Origin of the sequence: Exiguobacterium sp. SH5S13, from assembly GCF_004337085.1 — a bacterium.
GTDB classification, from domain to species: domain Bacteria; phylum Bacillota; class Bacilli; order Exiguobacteriales; family Exiguobacteriaceae; genus Exiguobacterium; species Exiguobacterium aurantiacum_A.
Window position 1 is genome coordinate 121,870 of the sequence record NZ_SJUS01000004.1, and the last position, 14,212, is coordinate 136,081.

General features: G+C 52.5%; 18 protein-coding genes. 13 read left to right on the top strand and 5 right to left on the bottom strand.

The features are described from left to right. Nucleotides 1-31 precede the first annotated feature (31 nt). Complete coding sequence (locus tag EVJ30_RS04115) at nt 32-805, bottom strand: class I SAM-dependent methyltransferase (protein WP_236635979.1); 774 nt, start codon at nt 803-805, stop codon at nt 32-34. 41 nt (nt 806-846) lie between these two features. Next, nucleotides 847-1,158: a hypothetical protein gene (locus EVJ30_RS04120; RefSeq protein ID WP_070327307.1), complete on the bottom strand. Its 312-nt coding sequence runs from the start codon at nt 1,156-1,158 to the stop codon at nt 847-849. Nucleotides 1,159-1,339: 181 nt separating this feature from the next. On the opposite strand from EVJ30_RS04120, the gene EVJ30_RS04125 reads away from it, so the two are divergent. The 9 genes from EVJ30_RS04125 (at nt 1,340) to EVJ30_RS04165 (ending at nt 9,146) form a co-directional block, all read left to right on the top strand. Continuing rightward, nucleotides 1,340-2,203, top strand: a complete 864-nt coding sequence (locus EVJ30_RS04125) for a cation diffusion facilitator family transporter (RefSeq protein WP_131468087.1) — start codon at nt 1,340-1,342, stop codon at nt 2,201-2,203. Nucleotides 2,204-2,289: 86 nt separating this feature from the next. After that, on the top strand, nt 2,290-2,766 hold the full coding sequence (locus tag EVJ30_RS04130; RefSeq protein ID WP_070327305.1) for a GNAT family N-acetyltransferase: 477 nt from the start codon (nt 2,290-2,292) through the stop codon (nt 2,764-2,766). A gap of 46 nt (nt 2,767-2,812) precedes the next feature. Next, a complete protein-coding gene (locus EVJ30_RS04135) occupies nt 2,813-3,802 on the top strand; it encodes a LacI family DNA-binding transcriptional regulator (RefSeq protein ID WP_131440597.1) in 990 nt (329 codons plus the stop codon). Nucleotides 3,803-3,911: 109 nt separating this feature from the next. Then, nucleotides 3,912-4,856, top strand: a complete 945-nt coding sequence (locus EVJ30_RS04140) for a carbohydrate kinase family protein (RefSeq protein ID WP_131457655.1) — start codon at nt 3,912-3,914, stop codon at nt 4,854-4,856. Continuing rightward, on the top strand, nt 4,853-6,283 hold the full coding sequence (locus EVJ30_RS04145; protein WP_070327302.1) for a sucrose-specific PTS transporter subunit IIBC: 1,431 nt from the start codon (nt 4,853-4,855) through the stop codon (nt 6,281-6,283). Before EVJ30_RS04140 ends, EVJ30_RS04145 begins: the two co-directional genes overlap by 4 nt. Nucleotides 6,284-6,301: 18 nt before the next feature. Continuing rightward, nucleotides 6,302-7,720: a glycoside hydrolase family 32 protein gene (locus tag EVJ30_RS04150; RefSeq protein WP_131457656.1), complete on the top strand. Its 1,419-nt coding sequence runs from the start codon at nt 6,302-6,304 to the stop codon at nt 7,718-7,720. A gap of 124 nt (nt 7,721-7,844) precedes the next feature. Continuing rightward, nucleotides 7,845-8,138, top strand: a complete 294-nt coding sequence (locus tag EVJ30_RS04155; RefSeq protein ID WP_131457657.1) for a hypothetical protein — start codon at nt 7,845-7,847, stop codon at nt 8,136-8,138. Between the two features lie 98 nt (nt 8,139-8,236). Further along, complete coding sequence (locus EVJ30_RS04160) at nt 8,237-8,638, top strand: YhfM domain-containing protein (RefSeq protein WP_236635980.1); 402 nt, start codon at nt 8,237-8,239, stop codon at nt 8,636-8,638. A gap of 91 nt (nt 8,639-8,729) precedes the next feature. Beyond that, nucleotides 8,730-9,146 carry a YhfM domain-containing protein gene (locus tag EVJ30_RS04165; protein ID WP_236634085.1) on the top strand — a complete coding sequence of 139 codons (417 nt, stop codon included), beginning with the start codon at nt 8,730-8,732 and terminating at the stop codon, nt 9,144-9,146. A gap of 25 nt (nt 9,147-9,171) precedes the next feature. Here EVJ30_RS04165 and EVJ30_RS04170 read toward each other — a convergent pair whose 3' ends face one another. After that, entirely contained in the window at nt 9,172-10,017 is an 846-nt protein-coding gene (locus EVJ30_RS04170; protein ID WP_131468089.1) for an alpha/beta fold hydrolase, read from the bottom strand. A gap of 116 nt (nt 10,018-10,133) precedes the next feature. Between EVJ30_RS04170 and EVJ30_RS04175 the strand changes: the two genes are divergently transcribed. The 3 genes from EVJ30_RS04175 to EVJ30_RS04185 all read left to right on the top strand — a co-directional run bounded on the left by EVJ30_RS04175 (nt 10,134) and on the right by EVJ30_RS04185 (nt 12,978). Beyond that, nucleotides 10,134-11,129 (top strand): helix-turn-helix transcriptional regulator, encoded by a 996-nt coding sequence (locus EVJ30_RS04175; protein WP_071397464.1) that lies wholly within the window; start codon nt 10,134-10,136, stop codon nt 11,127-11,129. A 221-nt stretch (nt 11,130-11,350) separates the two neighbouring features. Then, nucleotides 11,351-12,211 (top strand): metal-dependent hydrolase, encoded by an 861-nt coding sequence (locus EVJ30_RS04180; RefSeq protein ID WP_131457661.1) that lies wholly within the window; start codon nt 11,351-11,353, stop codon nt 12,209-12,211. An 8-nt stretch (nt 12,212-12,219) separates the two neighbouring features. Continuing rightward, on the top strand, nt 12,220-12,978 hold the full coding sequence (locus EVJ30_RS04185; protein ID WP_131457662.1) for a DUF817 domain-containing protein: 759 nt from the start codon (nt 12,220-12,222) through the stop codon (nt 12,976-12,978). Between the two features lie 36 nt (nt 12,979-13,014). On the opposite strand, the gene EVJ30_RS04190 is transcribed toward EVJ30_RS04185, so the two are convergent. Further along, on the bottom strand, nt 13,015-13,422 hold the full coding sequence (locus EVJ30_RS04190; protein ID WP_131457663.1) for a hypothetical protein: 408 nt from the start codon (nt 13,420-13,422) through the stop codon (nt 13,015-13,017). Nucleotides 13,423-13,554: 132 nt separating this feature from the next. Between EVJ30_RS04190 and EVJ30_RS04195 the strand changes: the two genes are divergently transcribed. Beyond that, nucleotides 13,555-13,911: a hypothetical protein gene (locus tag EVJ30_RS04195; protein ID WP_161568813.1), complete on the top strand. Its 357-nt coding sequence runs from the start codon at nt 13,555-13,557 to the stop codon at nt 13,909-13,911. Here EVJ30_RS04195 and EVJ30_RS04200 read toward each other — a convergent pair. Beyond that, complete coding sequence (locus EVJ30_RS04200; RefSeq protein WP_236634086.1) at nt 13,896-14,207, bottom strand: GNAT family N-acetyltransferase; 312 nt, start codon at nt 14,205-14,207, stop codon at nt 13,896-13,898. The two genes, EVJ30_RS04195 and EVJ30_RS04200, sit on opposite strands and share 16 nt — an antisense overlap. Nucleotides 14,208-14,212 lie beyond the last annotated feature (5 nt).

Consider the following 14,212-nt stretch of genomic DNA (forward strand, 5'->3'; position numbering starts at 1 on the left):
TAAGTCAAAATACCTAATCCGAACGAGTCTCTCAGTCGATATATCCATAATGGAACTTCGAAGTTTTGCGTGAAAGTCGCTTAAATCCATACTTTTCGAATGCCGGGCTCTCAAAATGTGCTTTTAGGACAATTCTGTTTTTCGCAACGCGTTTGGCTTCTGAAATCAGTTCATCTGACAACTGCGCTTCGTTTGCCAACGCTCGTAACGGGTTCAGATGAACTGATTCTGAAATCGTTTTTTCGAACATCGGATCGAAATAGACGACCTCAAATTCGTCATCCGCACAATTTTTCAAATAAGTGAGGGCGTCGGTCCAAACGACCTCGATGCGTCGCATCGCTTCATTCAAAGCGTTCTCTTTCTCTTCCCAGACCGACATGCCTTCTTTGACGAGTGTCGCTGTGATGAATTCGCTCTCGAGGCCGACGACGCGACCGCTCGGGCCGACGGCGTGGCTCATGACGATACTGTCGGAACCGAGTCCGAGTGTACAATCGAGCACGCGGTCTCCGAGTTGAATGTCGGCCGCATCGATCAGTGGGTCGTTGCCATCACGAAGCAGTTGCTTGACACGGAAGACCGAGCTTGATGGATGGAAGAAGAACGGCTCTTTGGCGCCGAGCGGCGTATACTCAACGCGGCGCTTATCGAAAACGAGGACGGCGGCACCGTGCCGGCTCATCAACGTCTCGATTGAATGCTTTCGCCGCGAGACGAACGGCACATCGTGTAGCAATGAGTGCTCGTTTGCTTTATGAATGATTGCTTCAGTCGGCCGTAGACAAGTTGTGACGATATACATCATTTAATCTCCTTACTTAAAAAATGAGACGCGGTGGCGTCTCATTTTTTCTTACTGAGTAGATCTGACAACTCGTCGATGAGCGCCTTGTTCGAGGCGAGTTCTTTCTTTTTCTCATCGTTCGGGTTGATCGGGCGTTTCGAGCGGGTTTGGAGCGCTTCGAGCGTCTCATCGATCGACGTTTTGAGCGTATCACGATCTTCTGGCTTAAGTGACGCTTCTTGTGGGCTCTCACCACTCGCATCAAGTTCGCGTAAGCGTACCATCAATTGTTTCGCTTCACGATTCAAATCGGATAACAATCTGTCAATTTGTTCCAAACGAAGTTTAATACCATCACGTTCTGTGAACATATCTTTCACCTCTTTTACGGTTTAACCACAAGGGTCTCTTCTTGTTTACTTTACCATAATTTTCGGAAGACGAAACTACCGGGAATATATTCCATTTATTTTGACTTCGGGAAACACTGTTTCTCTATGCCCACACGAAGAACAACTGGTATACTAACTTAGCTAAAAAGGAGGTGGGCGGATGCATTCGACAAATCATCCACCAAAAGCGCTCAAAGGAGCCATTTTATCAATCACGACTTATTTGATTTTATCTGTTCTCAAAGTCGTCTTCGGCTATATTTACAATTCGGAAGCCGTGCTCGCCGACGGTTTCAACAATACGACCGACGTCATCGCATCAATTGCCGTCTATATCGGGATTCGTGTGGCGGCAACGCCGCGGGATGCTGAACATAAGTATGGCCATGCGAAGATGGAGACGATTGCCGCGCTCGTCGCTTCGCTCATCATGGTCGCGGTCGGGTTGTTCGTGTTATTGAACAGCATCGCCAATCTGCTCGCCGGTGTCTACGTCGAGCCGAACCCGCTCGCCGCCGTCGTCGCATTCTTTAGTGCGATCGTCATGTACGGTGTCCATCGCTACAATTTGAACTTGGCGAAACAGACCAAATCACTCGCGCTGAAAGCGGCCGCGAAAGACAATTTGGCCGACGCCTTGATCTCGATCGGTGCGACGCTCGGCGTCTTGTTCGCTTACTTTAAGCTGCCGTGGATGGATACAGTGCTCGCGGTCGTCATCGCCGGACTCATCATCCGCACCGCCATCCAAATCTTTCTCGATGCGACGCATCAACTGTCTGACGGGTTCCCGCCTGATCTCGTCGAGTCTTATGAAGAGACGATTCAACATTTCGATACCGTCAAAGAAGTTCGGGAGATCAAAGGCCGGCATCTCGGTAACCACGTCATGCTCGACGTGACGATCGCCGTTGACGGTGCCTTGACCGTCGACGAGGCCCACACGCTTTGTGACGATATCGAACGGGAACTCGATAAACACCACGCCGTCGATTCAGTCCACATTCATATCGAACCGGTCTGATTTAGGTTATCTTTTGCGCTTCGTGACGCGCTTCGTATATAATGAGTTTGGAAAGACGTTGGAATAACTGTTAAGGAGGGCACGGGATGAAAATCGTGCGTCAACCTATTCGCCAGATCGATGAGATCGAATATGAACATTTTCAGAAATATGGTCAAAGCTCTTACGGCATCTCAGCCGAAGAATTAAAAGGTATTTTCGTCGAGATGGGGGCCGAGCATGTATACACGGCCGACGAACATAGTTATGGGGAGGACTTTTACTTCGACCTCGTTCAAGACGGACAAATCGTCGGTAAAGTACTGCTTCTCAAGCTTGCTCGCGTCTATCAGCTCGATTTGATGGTGTTTGACCCGTATAAAGATAAAGGTTATGCGACAGAAGGATTGCGCCTCGCGCTTGAGCAATCCGATTTAAAAGACGGTCATACCGTCCGCGCCGGCATTCCGCCGACGAGTCCACATAAAGATGCGATGCGTCGCGTCCTTGAAAAGAACGGCTTCGAGAAACGCAACGGACTTTATTATTTAAACTTTAAAAAACGATACGTGATGAACCACTGAACTGACGGCGTCTAGCGCGTCAGTTTTTTCGTATGGAGGTTTTGAGATGAAACAAGTGACGATCAATGATATTGCCAAGCTCGCCGGGGTCGCCAAAAGTACCGTCTCCCGCTATTTGAACGGTGGATCGGTCGGGAAGGCTACCCGCGAAAAAATCGAGCGGGTCATCCGTGAGACGAAATATGAACCGAACCAGTTCGCCCAAAGTTTGAAGTCGAAGCAGACGAAAATGATCGGCGTCATCGTCCCACGGCTCGATTCGTACGCGGCTTCAAGGACGATGATGGGGATTGACGAACGCTTGACCGAGCATGGCTATCAGATGCTCGTCGTCAACACGGCCCAACAGACCGAGCGTGAGATCGAGCAACTGTATAACTTGGCCAAACAAAAAGTGGCCGGCATCATTTGGCTCGGGACGACCGTGACGCCAGCGCATCTACAGGCGATCGAAGCGATTCAAATCCCGGTCCTGTTGATCGGTCAGCAGCACGATAGCGTGCATAGCCTCGTCTACCCGGACAATGAGTCGGCTTATGCGCTCGGGCAACAGTTCATGGAGTGGGGGCACCGGGACATCATCTATGTCGGAGTGGCAGAGGATGATATCGCCGTCGGACAAGCCCGTCGTGACGGATTTTTGAGAGCGTTCAATGAAGCTGGCGCCATCGTCCGTTCGATGACGACGACGTTCAGAATCGACGACGCCATTCCGATCGGTGAGCAGCTCGCGACCGACGTGACGGACGCGACGCTCGTCGTTTGTGCGACCGACAACATCGCGCTAGGTGTCTTGAAAGGGTTAGCGAACGGCGGCAAACGAGTGCCGGACGACATCTCGGTCAGCGGTTTCGGTGGGTATGATTTCACAGAAGTATTGCATCCATCGCTGACGACGGTTCACCTTCCATATCGACGGACCGGGTCTCGTGCGGCTGACATGATCCTCCAGTTGCTGACAGGTGAAGCCACCCCGATGAAAACGTTCACAACTTTTGAATTAAAATTGCGAGAAAGCGTTGACATGTTGAATTAAATCGTTTACATTTGTGTTGCGGAACCGGTTCCGCAACATTTTTTATTTGTTTATGGAACCGGTTCGATAAATGATACGAAGCAATACATTCAAACATGGAGGTGGACGGATGAACACCGTACATTGCATTGGTGAACTATTGATTGATTGGGTTTGTGAAGACGCGTCGAGCGATCTCGTCAATGGGACGACGTTCGTGAAGAAAGCAGGTGGCGCACCGGCGAACGTGGCCGCCGTCGTCAGTAAACATGGGGGACGCTCAAGTTTTCTCGGACAGGTCGGAGCCGACCCGTTCGGACAATTTTTAAAACAGACGCTCGTCGACAACGGCGTCGGCGTCGAGAATCTAGTCGAACAGGGTGACACGACGTTCGCTTTCGTCTCGATCCAAGCGGACGGGGAGCGCGACTTCACGTTCCGTCGTGGGAGTGACGGCGACTATGCGTTCGAAGCGATCGACTTGACCGCGTTCAAGCCAGGTGACATCGTCCATTTCGGTTCAGCGACGGCACTGCTAGACGGTGAGTTGAAGAATGCTTACTTCAAACTGTTACAGTTCGCCAAGCGTGACGGCTTGTTCGTCTCGTTCGACCCGAACTACCGGGACGCGCTCGTCACAGACATCGACGCGTTTAAACAAGACTCGCTCCACTTTATCGGAGAAGCCGATTTTGTGAAGTTGAGCGAAGAGGAAGCGCAACTTTTGACCGGGCATGACGATTTAAATCAAGCGGTCGCGTCACTTCTCGAAACAGGTGCGACACGGATCGCCATCACGCTCGGCTCGCGCGGGACATTGATCGCCACGAAAGACGGCAACAACGTGATTTCGTCGGTGAAGATTGACAGCGTCGATTCGACGGGAGCGGGTGACGCCTTCGTCGGTGCCTACTTGTATCGCTTAGCGACACTCGGGGTCGATGACGCTCGTTTACTAAAGGATATCGAATATGCGAACGTGACCGGCGCGCTTACATGCACCGCTTACGGCGCGATTCCGGCCATACCATCACAACAACGTGTGCTTGAAGCGCTAGGAGGGAAATCAGAATGAACTACAGACAAGAAGCAGAAGCGATTTTAGAGGCGGTCGGTGGAAAAGATAACGTCGCCGCCGCGGCCCACTGTGCGACCCGGCTCCGCCTCGTCCTAAACGACGAGTCGAAAGTCGATGAGAAAAAACTCGACGCACTTGACGTCGTCAAAGGAACGTTCTCGACAGGCGGCCAGTATCAGGTCATCATCGGCCAAGGTACGGTCAACAAAGTGTACGCCGAATTCGCCGAATTGACAGGTCTCGGTGACATGTCAACGACCGACGTCAAGTCGGCCGGGGCGAAGAAGATGAACCCGCTCCAACAGTTCGTCAAGATGCTATCTGATATTTTCGTACCGATCATCCCGGCCATCGTCGCCGGCGGTCTCTTGATGGGGATCAACAACTTGCTCACGGCACCTGATTTGTTCTTCGACGGCAGCTCGCTGATCGACCAGTACCCTGGTATCGCCGATCTCGCCGCGATGATCAACACGTTCGCCAACGCCGCCTTCGTCTTCTTACCCGTCCTGATCGGGTTCTCCGCCGCCAAGCGGTTCGGGGGCAACCCATACCTCGGCGCCGCGCTCGGGATGATCATGGTCCACCCGGATCTCGTCAACGCCTACGCACAAGCGACGGTCGGTGACATCCCGGTTTGGAACATTCTCGGCTTTGAGATTGAGAAGCTTGGTTACCAAGGACAAGTGTTACCAGTCCTCGTATCGGCTTATATCTTATCGAAACTTGAGATCAACATCCGCAAATTCATGCCGGTATCACTCGACATCTTGCTCACACCGCTGCTTACACTCCTCATCACGGCGTTCGTCACGTTCGCCTTCGTCGGACCGATCACGCGTGAAGCAGGTAACTTGATCATCGATTCGCTCGTTTGGACGTATGACTCACTCGGCTTCTTCGGTGGTCTCGTCATGGGTCTCTTGTACGCCCCAATCGTCATCACAGGGATGCACCACAGCTTTATCGCCATCGAGACGCAGCTTCTCGCCGACATCGCGCGCACAGGTGGTTCGTTCATCTTCCCGATCGCGGCCATGTCAAACGTCGCCCAAGGCGCGGCTACGCTTGCCGTCTTCTTCTTGACACGCGATAAGAAGATGAAAGGTGTCGCTTCGGCATCAGGCATCTCGGCACTGTTAGGAATCACTGAGCCGGCCATGTTCGGGGTCAACTTGAAACTACGCTATCCGTTCATCGCCGCCATCATCGGTTCTGGGATCGCCTCGGCGTTCATCGTCGGTCGTGAAGTCCTCGCCGTCGCCCTCGGCGCGGCAGGTCTTCCAGGGATCATCTCGATCGCACCGGCATCGATCGTGTCGTATATTATCGGCATGGCAATTTCGTTCGCGGTCGCATTCGGATTGACGTTCGTCCTTGCGAAACGCCAAGCGAAAAAAGAAGCAGTCAAACAAGCAGCTTAAGAAAAAGGAAGTGATTGTATGAGTTGGACGAAGGCAGAGCGTTACCGCTCGTTACGTGACGTGAGTGCCCTCGAGATGGAGACGCTCCGCACGAAGACGGCCGCTTCCCCGTGGCGGTTCGGATACCATATCCAACCGCCGACAGGACTCCTGAACGATCCGAACGGATTCACGTATTACAACGGGGAGTATCACATGTTTTATCAGTGGTTCCCGCTCGGACCGGTACACGGTCTGAAGCATTGGTATCATGTCACATCACCCGATCTCGTCACGTGGACGGACCGCGGGGTGGCGTTAGTCCCGGAGACGACCGAAGACTCACACGGTGCCTATTCGGGCAGCGGCTTCGTGAAGGACGGTGAACTCCACGTCATGTACACCGGCAACCACCGGACGGACGACTGGACGCGTCACGCCTCGCAAATCATCGGCGTGCTACGAGACGGCAAGATCGAACGCCGGAACGTCGCCATCCCGGACGTACCGGCCGGGTACACGGAACATTTCCGTGACCCGAAAGTGTGGCTCGAGAACGATGTCTATTACGCCATCGTCGGAGCGCAGCGTGATAACGAGACGGGATGTGTCGTCTTGTATCGTTCAGCTGATTTGAACGACTGGACGTTCCTCGGCGAAGTCAAAACGGGTCTCGACCCGTTCGGCTACATGTGGGAATGCCCCGACGTGTTCGAACTGAACGGTCAACACGTCCTCGTCTTCTCGCCACAAGGCATCGAGCCGGAAGGCCACCGTTATCACAACATCTATCAGTCTGGATTCTTGATCGGCAAACTCGACGTCGAGACGTTGACGTTCACACACGGCGCGTTCGAAGAGCTCGATTTCGGGTTCGACTTCTACGCACCACAGACGACCGAACATGAAGGCCGCCGTGTACTTGTCGGTTGGATGGGTTTGCCGGAGATTGACTACCCGACGGACCGCTACGGCTGGGCCCACGCCTTGACGTTACCGCGTGAACTCTCGCTCGAGGACGGGGCGCTCAAACAGCGTCCGGTGCAAGCGATGACGAAGCTGCGCCAAGACGAATTCGTCAACGCATCCGGTACGGTGATTGAAACTTCGACACCGGACCGTTACGAGCTCGAGCTGAAAACGGACGGATCTGACTTCACGCTCGACCTGCTTCAAGTCGGGAATGAGTCACTCGTCATCCGTTATGATGCAGCGACGCATGAATTGACGATCGACCGGACGAACGCCGGTGAGCCGTTCGCGACCGAGTTCGGAACGACACGGACGAAAACGATCGCCGTCGAATCACTTCATGTGTTCGTCGACTCGTCGAGTGTCGAATGCTTCGTCAATGACGGCGAGGCCGTCGCCACGCTCCGCGTGTTCCCGAGCGAGCTCGAGAAGCAGTTGCGCTACGTGGGTGCGGTCGCAAGTCTGACAGGTTGGACGTATCAATAAGGAAGAGCTGGGCTTCGGCCCGGCTTTTTTGTTGTCCTATAAATCCGACTGTTTCATTCCTTGCGTGTGTTATTCTGGGAATAGGTAATAACTTACATATCAAACAATAGGAGACGATAGGACAATGTGGATCATATTTGGATTACTTGCGATTGCGGCGACGCTGTTCAACTTGTATACGTTCAGTGTCGGGAGAGACTACAAGCTGCCGATGGCGATTGCCTTGTCGCTGACCGCGTTGACGGTGTGCGCGGATTATAGCTATTTATCTGTCTGGGTCGAAGCGGAGGATTGGAGTGCGTTGGCGGATGTCGTACCTGGCATGGGGCGAGCTTGGTGGGTACTGACGAGCATCTCGATTGGATTGAACATGTTGCCAATCTTTTTAGAACGAAGCATGAAGAAACGAAGATTATAATTCCGAAATGCAAGTGAAACCAAGCGCTCACTTTTTGCGTATGAAAGGATAATCATAAACTTGGGAGTGATGTAATTGTGGACCGACTGTTTGATTTTATGAAAGAAGTAAGGCGGATCACGTTGCCATATGGATATGGCAGAGAACGACTCAAGGCGATTGACGCTGAAGAGATGGATCAGGTGAAAATCGCTGAGTCCTCAGGGAGGACGCGATTCAGTGAACAATTTTTAATCGAGTTGAATCGATTAAGTGACATTAAAGTGTTCGCGGACATGCTTCGAAATGCTGATGAGTTTACGGGCGAAACGATTCACAATGAACCGGATTTTGATCTCGAAATCCGTTACAAGGGCGATGACGTGGAACGCTATTATCTTTGGCTCGGTCGAGTCGGGTCACCGAGTGTACTGATGAACGTCTCGCAAACGCATCTCGTATACAAAGTGCCGGCGGACGTCACGGACCGGCTGATTCGTACGCTCGGGATTGACGACTGAAGCGGTATATAAGAAGGTTTTTTTTGCCCTATGAAACCAATCACACGCGTCTCTCGTATAGATACAAGACAACATGCGGAGGTGAGACTAGATGAAACGTCGGGATAAATGGATGACAGGTTTGGCGGCCTTGACCGTCGGCTTGATGGGAGGGTGCGAAACGAGCGAACTGGTTGCGGAAGACATCGCGCAAGTCCGTATCGCTGAATCGGTCGACTTTGGTCGGTTCCAGGAGCGGGCCGTCGTCACGTACGACAGACTCGAAGACGTCAAAGTGTTTGCGGACATGATTCGAAACGCTGACGAACAACCAGGAATCGTGAATATGGCGACACCCGAATATGATGTGGAAGTTCGATATACGAGTGATAAGACAGACCGCTATTACGTCTGGATTGGGGAATTTGGTAAACCGACTAGCCTGATGAACGTAAACGATACGAACACGGTTTACCTCGTCCCGGCTGACGTGACGGACGAGTTGATTGAACTGCTTGAGACGGATTGAAAAAAGACACCTGACTAAAGGTGTCTCACGAGTTGAAGCGGATGAAGCGTTCGATCTGCTGTTCGCTCTTCCGGGCTTGGCGGCCGATCCAAATCAAGTGGCCGGGGCTGTTCAAAATGATAATTTGGGCGTGCGGGATAAGCCGCTTCGCGTAGAACGCATGCCGGACCGGGACGGCCTTGTCGTTCTTCGAATGGACGATGTACGTCGGACACGTCACCCCGCGTAACGCCTCGGCGGGGACACGTTGCCTAAGATCGAACTGGGCACCGAGCCCGAACGCCATCTGGCTCGCGACCCGCTTCAATAAGAAGATATCGTACGGCGTCACTTCGTCCCGGATGACGTCAAGCGCGAGCAGACTCGTCGATTCGATCATCCGCGCCGTCGCCTCGAACGGTTGCTTTTGAAGCGCTTTAAAGACGAAGTACTTCATCGCATATTGCGCCATGATGAACGCGGGCTGGGCGACGTTTCGGCTGACGTAATCACGGTACGGGAAGTCGACTACGCTCGTCACGGCGGCAGCGAGCGTCAAACTCGCCGTCCGCTCATTGTTAGAAGCGAGCTCAATCGCCGTTGGCCCACCTGCCGAGATGCCGTAGATGTGATAGCGGTCGATGGCCATGACTTCCATCAAGCGCCGTAAGTGTCCTGCGAACTGTTGCGGCGTGGCCGAAAATGAGTACGGAGTCTCACCGTATCCAGGCCGTGATGGGACAATGACCCGGAAGCCGGACAAGACGAGACGGTCCACATGGTACGGTTCTAGACTCGACGATTGGGTCCCATGAATCAAGATGACGACCGGACCATGACCGCGGTCCATATATTCGATTTTCGTGCCGTTGACATGGGCATAGTGTTTCACAGCGGCGTGCGCCTCCTTAAATGAATTGTAATGGAAAATAACTTTATTTCATGGAAATTACATGATAATGTCTGTTTATACATCATACATATAGAGAACTGAAAGGGGATTAAACCGTGAACAACCGAGAACGGTTACTCGAGGTGAGACGGTTTTTCGAACGCCACACAGATGACAATCATCCAAAGACGTTAGAAGACTTGCTCGAATATTTATCGACAATTGGAGATACTTCTAAGTTAGCAAAAAAATCGGTGAAAGACGACATTCAAGCATTGACCGATTCGGGGTTCGAGGTGCAGGATGAGCTTGAAAAGAACGGTCTCGCCAAAAAATACTGGCATTCGGCCCGTCTGTTTGAAATTCACGAGCTTCGCATGATGGTCGATGCGATCGTCGCGGCCAAGTTCATCTCGGAAGATGTGACGGAAAGTATCGTCGAGAAGCTCCAGAAGCTGACGAGCATCCCGGAAGCGGAGACGCTCCAGTCGATCATCAAGACACCGAAGAAAAAGCATGGACAGATTCCGTACCATATCGACCGCATCCAACGGGCGATCCAAGAACAGAAGGCGATCTCGTTCCAATACACGGACGTCGTCGGCTTTGACGTCACGAAACGCACGTTCCCGCTCCGCCGTGACGGCGAGCGCTACGTCGTCAATCCGATCGACCTACACTGGAACCATGAGCAGTACTATTTGATCGGCATCGACGAATCGATCGGGGAGATTCGCAACTATCGTGTCGATCGCATCGTCAATTCGGAAATCGTCGAGGACGACACGCCGCGCCTGAAGCATCATCTGGCGGACGATTACTTCCAAAAATCGTTTAACATGTATAACGGGCTCGATGAGGAGATCATTCTTGCCGTCGATGAGCGGGTGCTCCCGGTCATCTTCGACAAGCTCGGGGAAGATGTATCGATCACACGTGAAGAGGAACGATTCCTCATCCGCTTCGACGCGGCCGTATCAGACGGTTTCGTCTTCTGGCTCCTGTCGCTCGGCACGCAAGTCGAGGTGCTCGAACCGGTCACGCTGCGCGACCATATGCGTGAAACGATTGAGTCGATGGCAGGCCGTTACGCCAAGGCGAGCATCCACTAAAACGATTGATTTGAAACTGTGATATACTGCTTGCGACACTTGTAGAAGGGGGACAGGCGGATGTTGAATTGGATGCCTTTGATCATTCCGATTGTCGCTGTCATTTTTGTCGCCGTCGTCGCAAGACGCGCCATGAAAATGGACCAAGAGAAATAAAGTATGGACAGACATCCGCCTCGCGATGAGGGGGATGTCTTTTCAAAACAGAAAGAAGGTGTTGCATGGATACGATCACACATACGTTGTTCGGTTTGACGCTCTACGGGGCGGCCGACAAGCGTGAACTACAAAAAAATGAAAAGCGGGCGCTGTTCGTGACAACACTCGTCGGGAGTCAGATTCCGGACAGTGACGTCATATCGCGGCTGTGGGATACGGAAGGGATGTATCAGATGTGGCATCGCGGCATCACCCACTCGATTTTCCTCGTGCCGCTGTTCGCGTTACTGATTTACATACTCGTCCGCGTGCTGTTCAACGTGACCGATGTCCGCTATTTCTGGTGGGCACTCTTATCTGTGTTCATCCACAATACGGCCGATTTGTTCAACGCCTGGGGGACCGGTTATTTCGAACCGTTGTCCGACGTCCGGGTCACGTTCGGCGTCATCCCGATCGTTGACTTCGTCTATTGGGGGATTTTCCTCGTCGCTTGGCTCGTCGCGCGTCGGGCGGACGTCCGGCATACGGTGTACCGCTACGCTTGGGCAGCCATCCTTGTCCACGTCTTGATTCAAAGTGCGCAGGGTGCGTACTTGTATCAGACGTACGCCGCCGAGCATGAAGAAGTGGCACTATCGGCCTCGTTCATCCCGACCCAGTTCACAGTCGTCACGAAAACGGACGAGACCGTCTCGATCTTCAGTGACTCGATCTATCAGACACCTGAGCTCGAATACGAGCTGACGAGCGCGGACGATGCCGACTTGACGCCGCTGTTTGATGAGAATAAAGAAGCGATCACGCTCAAACAGTGGTCCCCGTTCGTTGTCGTCGTCGAAGAGGATGAACGTCTCGGTCTATACGATCCGCGTTTCTTTGACGGCGAGTCGTCATTCCTCTATGAATACATCGAATTGTAGGTGACATCATGCGACGGCTACGTTATTTGTTCATTTTCGGTTACGAGCAGGCGCTCAGTTGTATCTTCCCGGTTGCGATCTTCGGTGCGCTCGCGCTGACAAAATGGCTCGACTTTCCGCTGCCACGCTATGACGTGCTGCTCATTTGGTGCCTGCTCGTCCAAGTCGTGCTCGTCAAAACCGGGCTCGAGACGATGGAAGAACTGAAAGTCATCAGTTGGTTCCACGTCATCGGTCTCGGCCTCGAACTGTTCAAAGTACAGATGGGGTCGTGGAGCTATCCCGACGAGGCGCTGACGAAACTTTTTGGCGTCCCACTTTACGCCGGCTTCATGTATGCGAGCGTCGGCAGTTACGTCGTCCAGTCGTGGCGCCGGCTCGACCTCGAGTTTTTGAAGATGCCACCACCGCTGATCGCTTTCGGGCTCGGTATTGCCATCTACTTCAACTTCTTTTGGCACCACATCTGGCTCGATTTGCGCTGGCTGTTGATTGGTCTCGTCTTCCTCACGTTTGGGCGGGCCATCGTCACGTACCGGCTTGACGACCGCCGTTTCACGATGCCGGTCGTCGTCGCTTTCTTTTTGATCGCCTGCTTCATCTGGTTCGCCGAGAATATCGTCACGTTCTATAACGGTTGGGCGTATCCGAATCAGTTGAGCGGCTGGGCACTCGTCGACCTCGGCAAGTTGTCGTCGTGGTTCTTGCTCGTCATCATCAGTATCTTGCTCGTGGCGTGGCAGAAGCGACGCCAGGAACTCTCGTAAAAAACGTGTGCAACCGGAATCGGTCGCACACGTTTTTTAGGTCGTTGGTTGTTTGGAGCGGGCCCACATATGGACGATGAATATATAGAGTGGGAACGTGAGCGTGAGGGCGATTATCAATAGACCGACGACCGGTGTCGGCCAGGCTGCTTCGTTAGGAGGAGGGATGATACGCGTCCAGCCAAACGTGAACAAAGCCAAGTACGGAAGCCATAAGAGATAAAGCAAGAGATTCCAAAGTGTTGGGGTCAACTGCACGATTTGCTGGATAGCTACACGTGCGAATACGACGAGTGAGGTGAGTCCGATCACAGCGATGACAGGTACATACGCGTCGCCGATCCACAAGGACAGCCGTCCACTGTTGGCGAGTAGTTGAATGTTAACCAATAAGACGAGTGCCATTAAAATTGAGATTGATTGTAACTTGAGGAAGTGGGTCATATAGGACTCCTTAATCTGGTGGGATGATGAAACATTATTCAGCAGTGCTCGTATACTACGGAAGAGGTGATCAGATTGGCACAATTAATTGCGTTTTGGGTTGTCGGATTCATGTGTGTGTTCTCAACTTTCATGTATATATCGCAGTGGCGGAGCGAGCGTAAACTGAGTAAACTGCTAGGTGCTGTATTTAGTGTTTTAATAGCCATCGTTTGTTTTATGCTCGCCGTACCCGATACATATGATCGTGCGCTTGGCCGCTATGAGACGGAGAGCGGAAGTTGCTACGTCGTCGACAATCAATCGAAACAGGGCGGGGTGACGCTCTGGTTTGAAGAAGCATCGTACGATTTTCGAGCAACGCCGGACGTCGCGTACGGGCCGGGCACGCTGTTTGATTGTACGGTCACGTTGACGAAAGTACAGTCGACTGGAGTTGACTATGAGTTGCGTTCGGCAGAAGGAGACGTCCTTTACTCGAGCGATTGATTCAAAATATCCCTTTTACAGATGTCGAGTCCTGATTCGGTTGTTTCGACATGCAGCCATCCACGCGCCAAGTAATAGTCGGTCGCATTGTCTGTACGTAAATAGACGGTTGAATGACCGAACTCGATTGCAAGGGCAAGTAATGACTCAATCAACTTTTCAGCAATGCCTTGTCCTCGGTATGTCGGATCAGTGTATAACGAAGCGAGCCAAGGAGTGTAGGCGGGCCGAGTCGCGCAATCTTGCTCAAACAACGACACGGTCCCGACGCACCTCCCTTCTTTGAGCGCAATCAACGTTT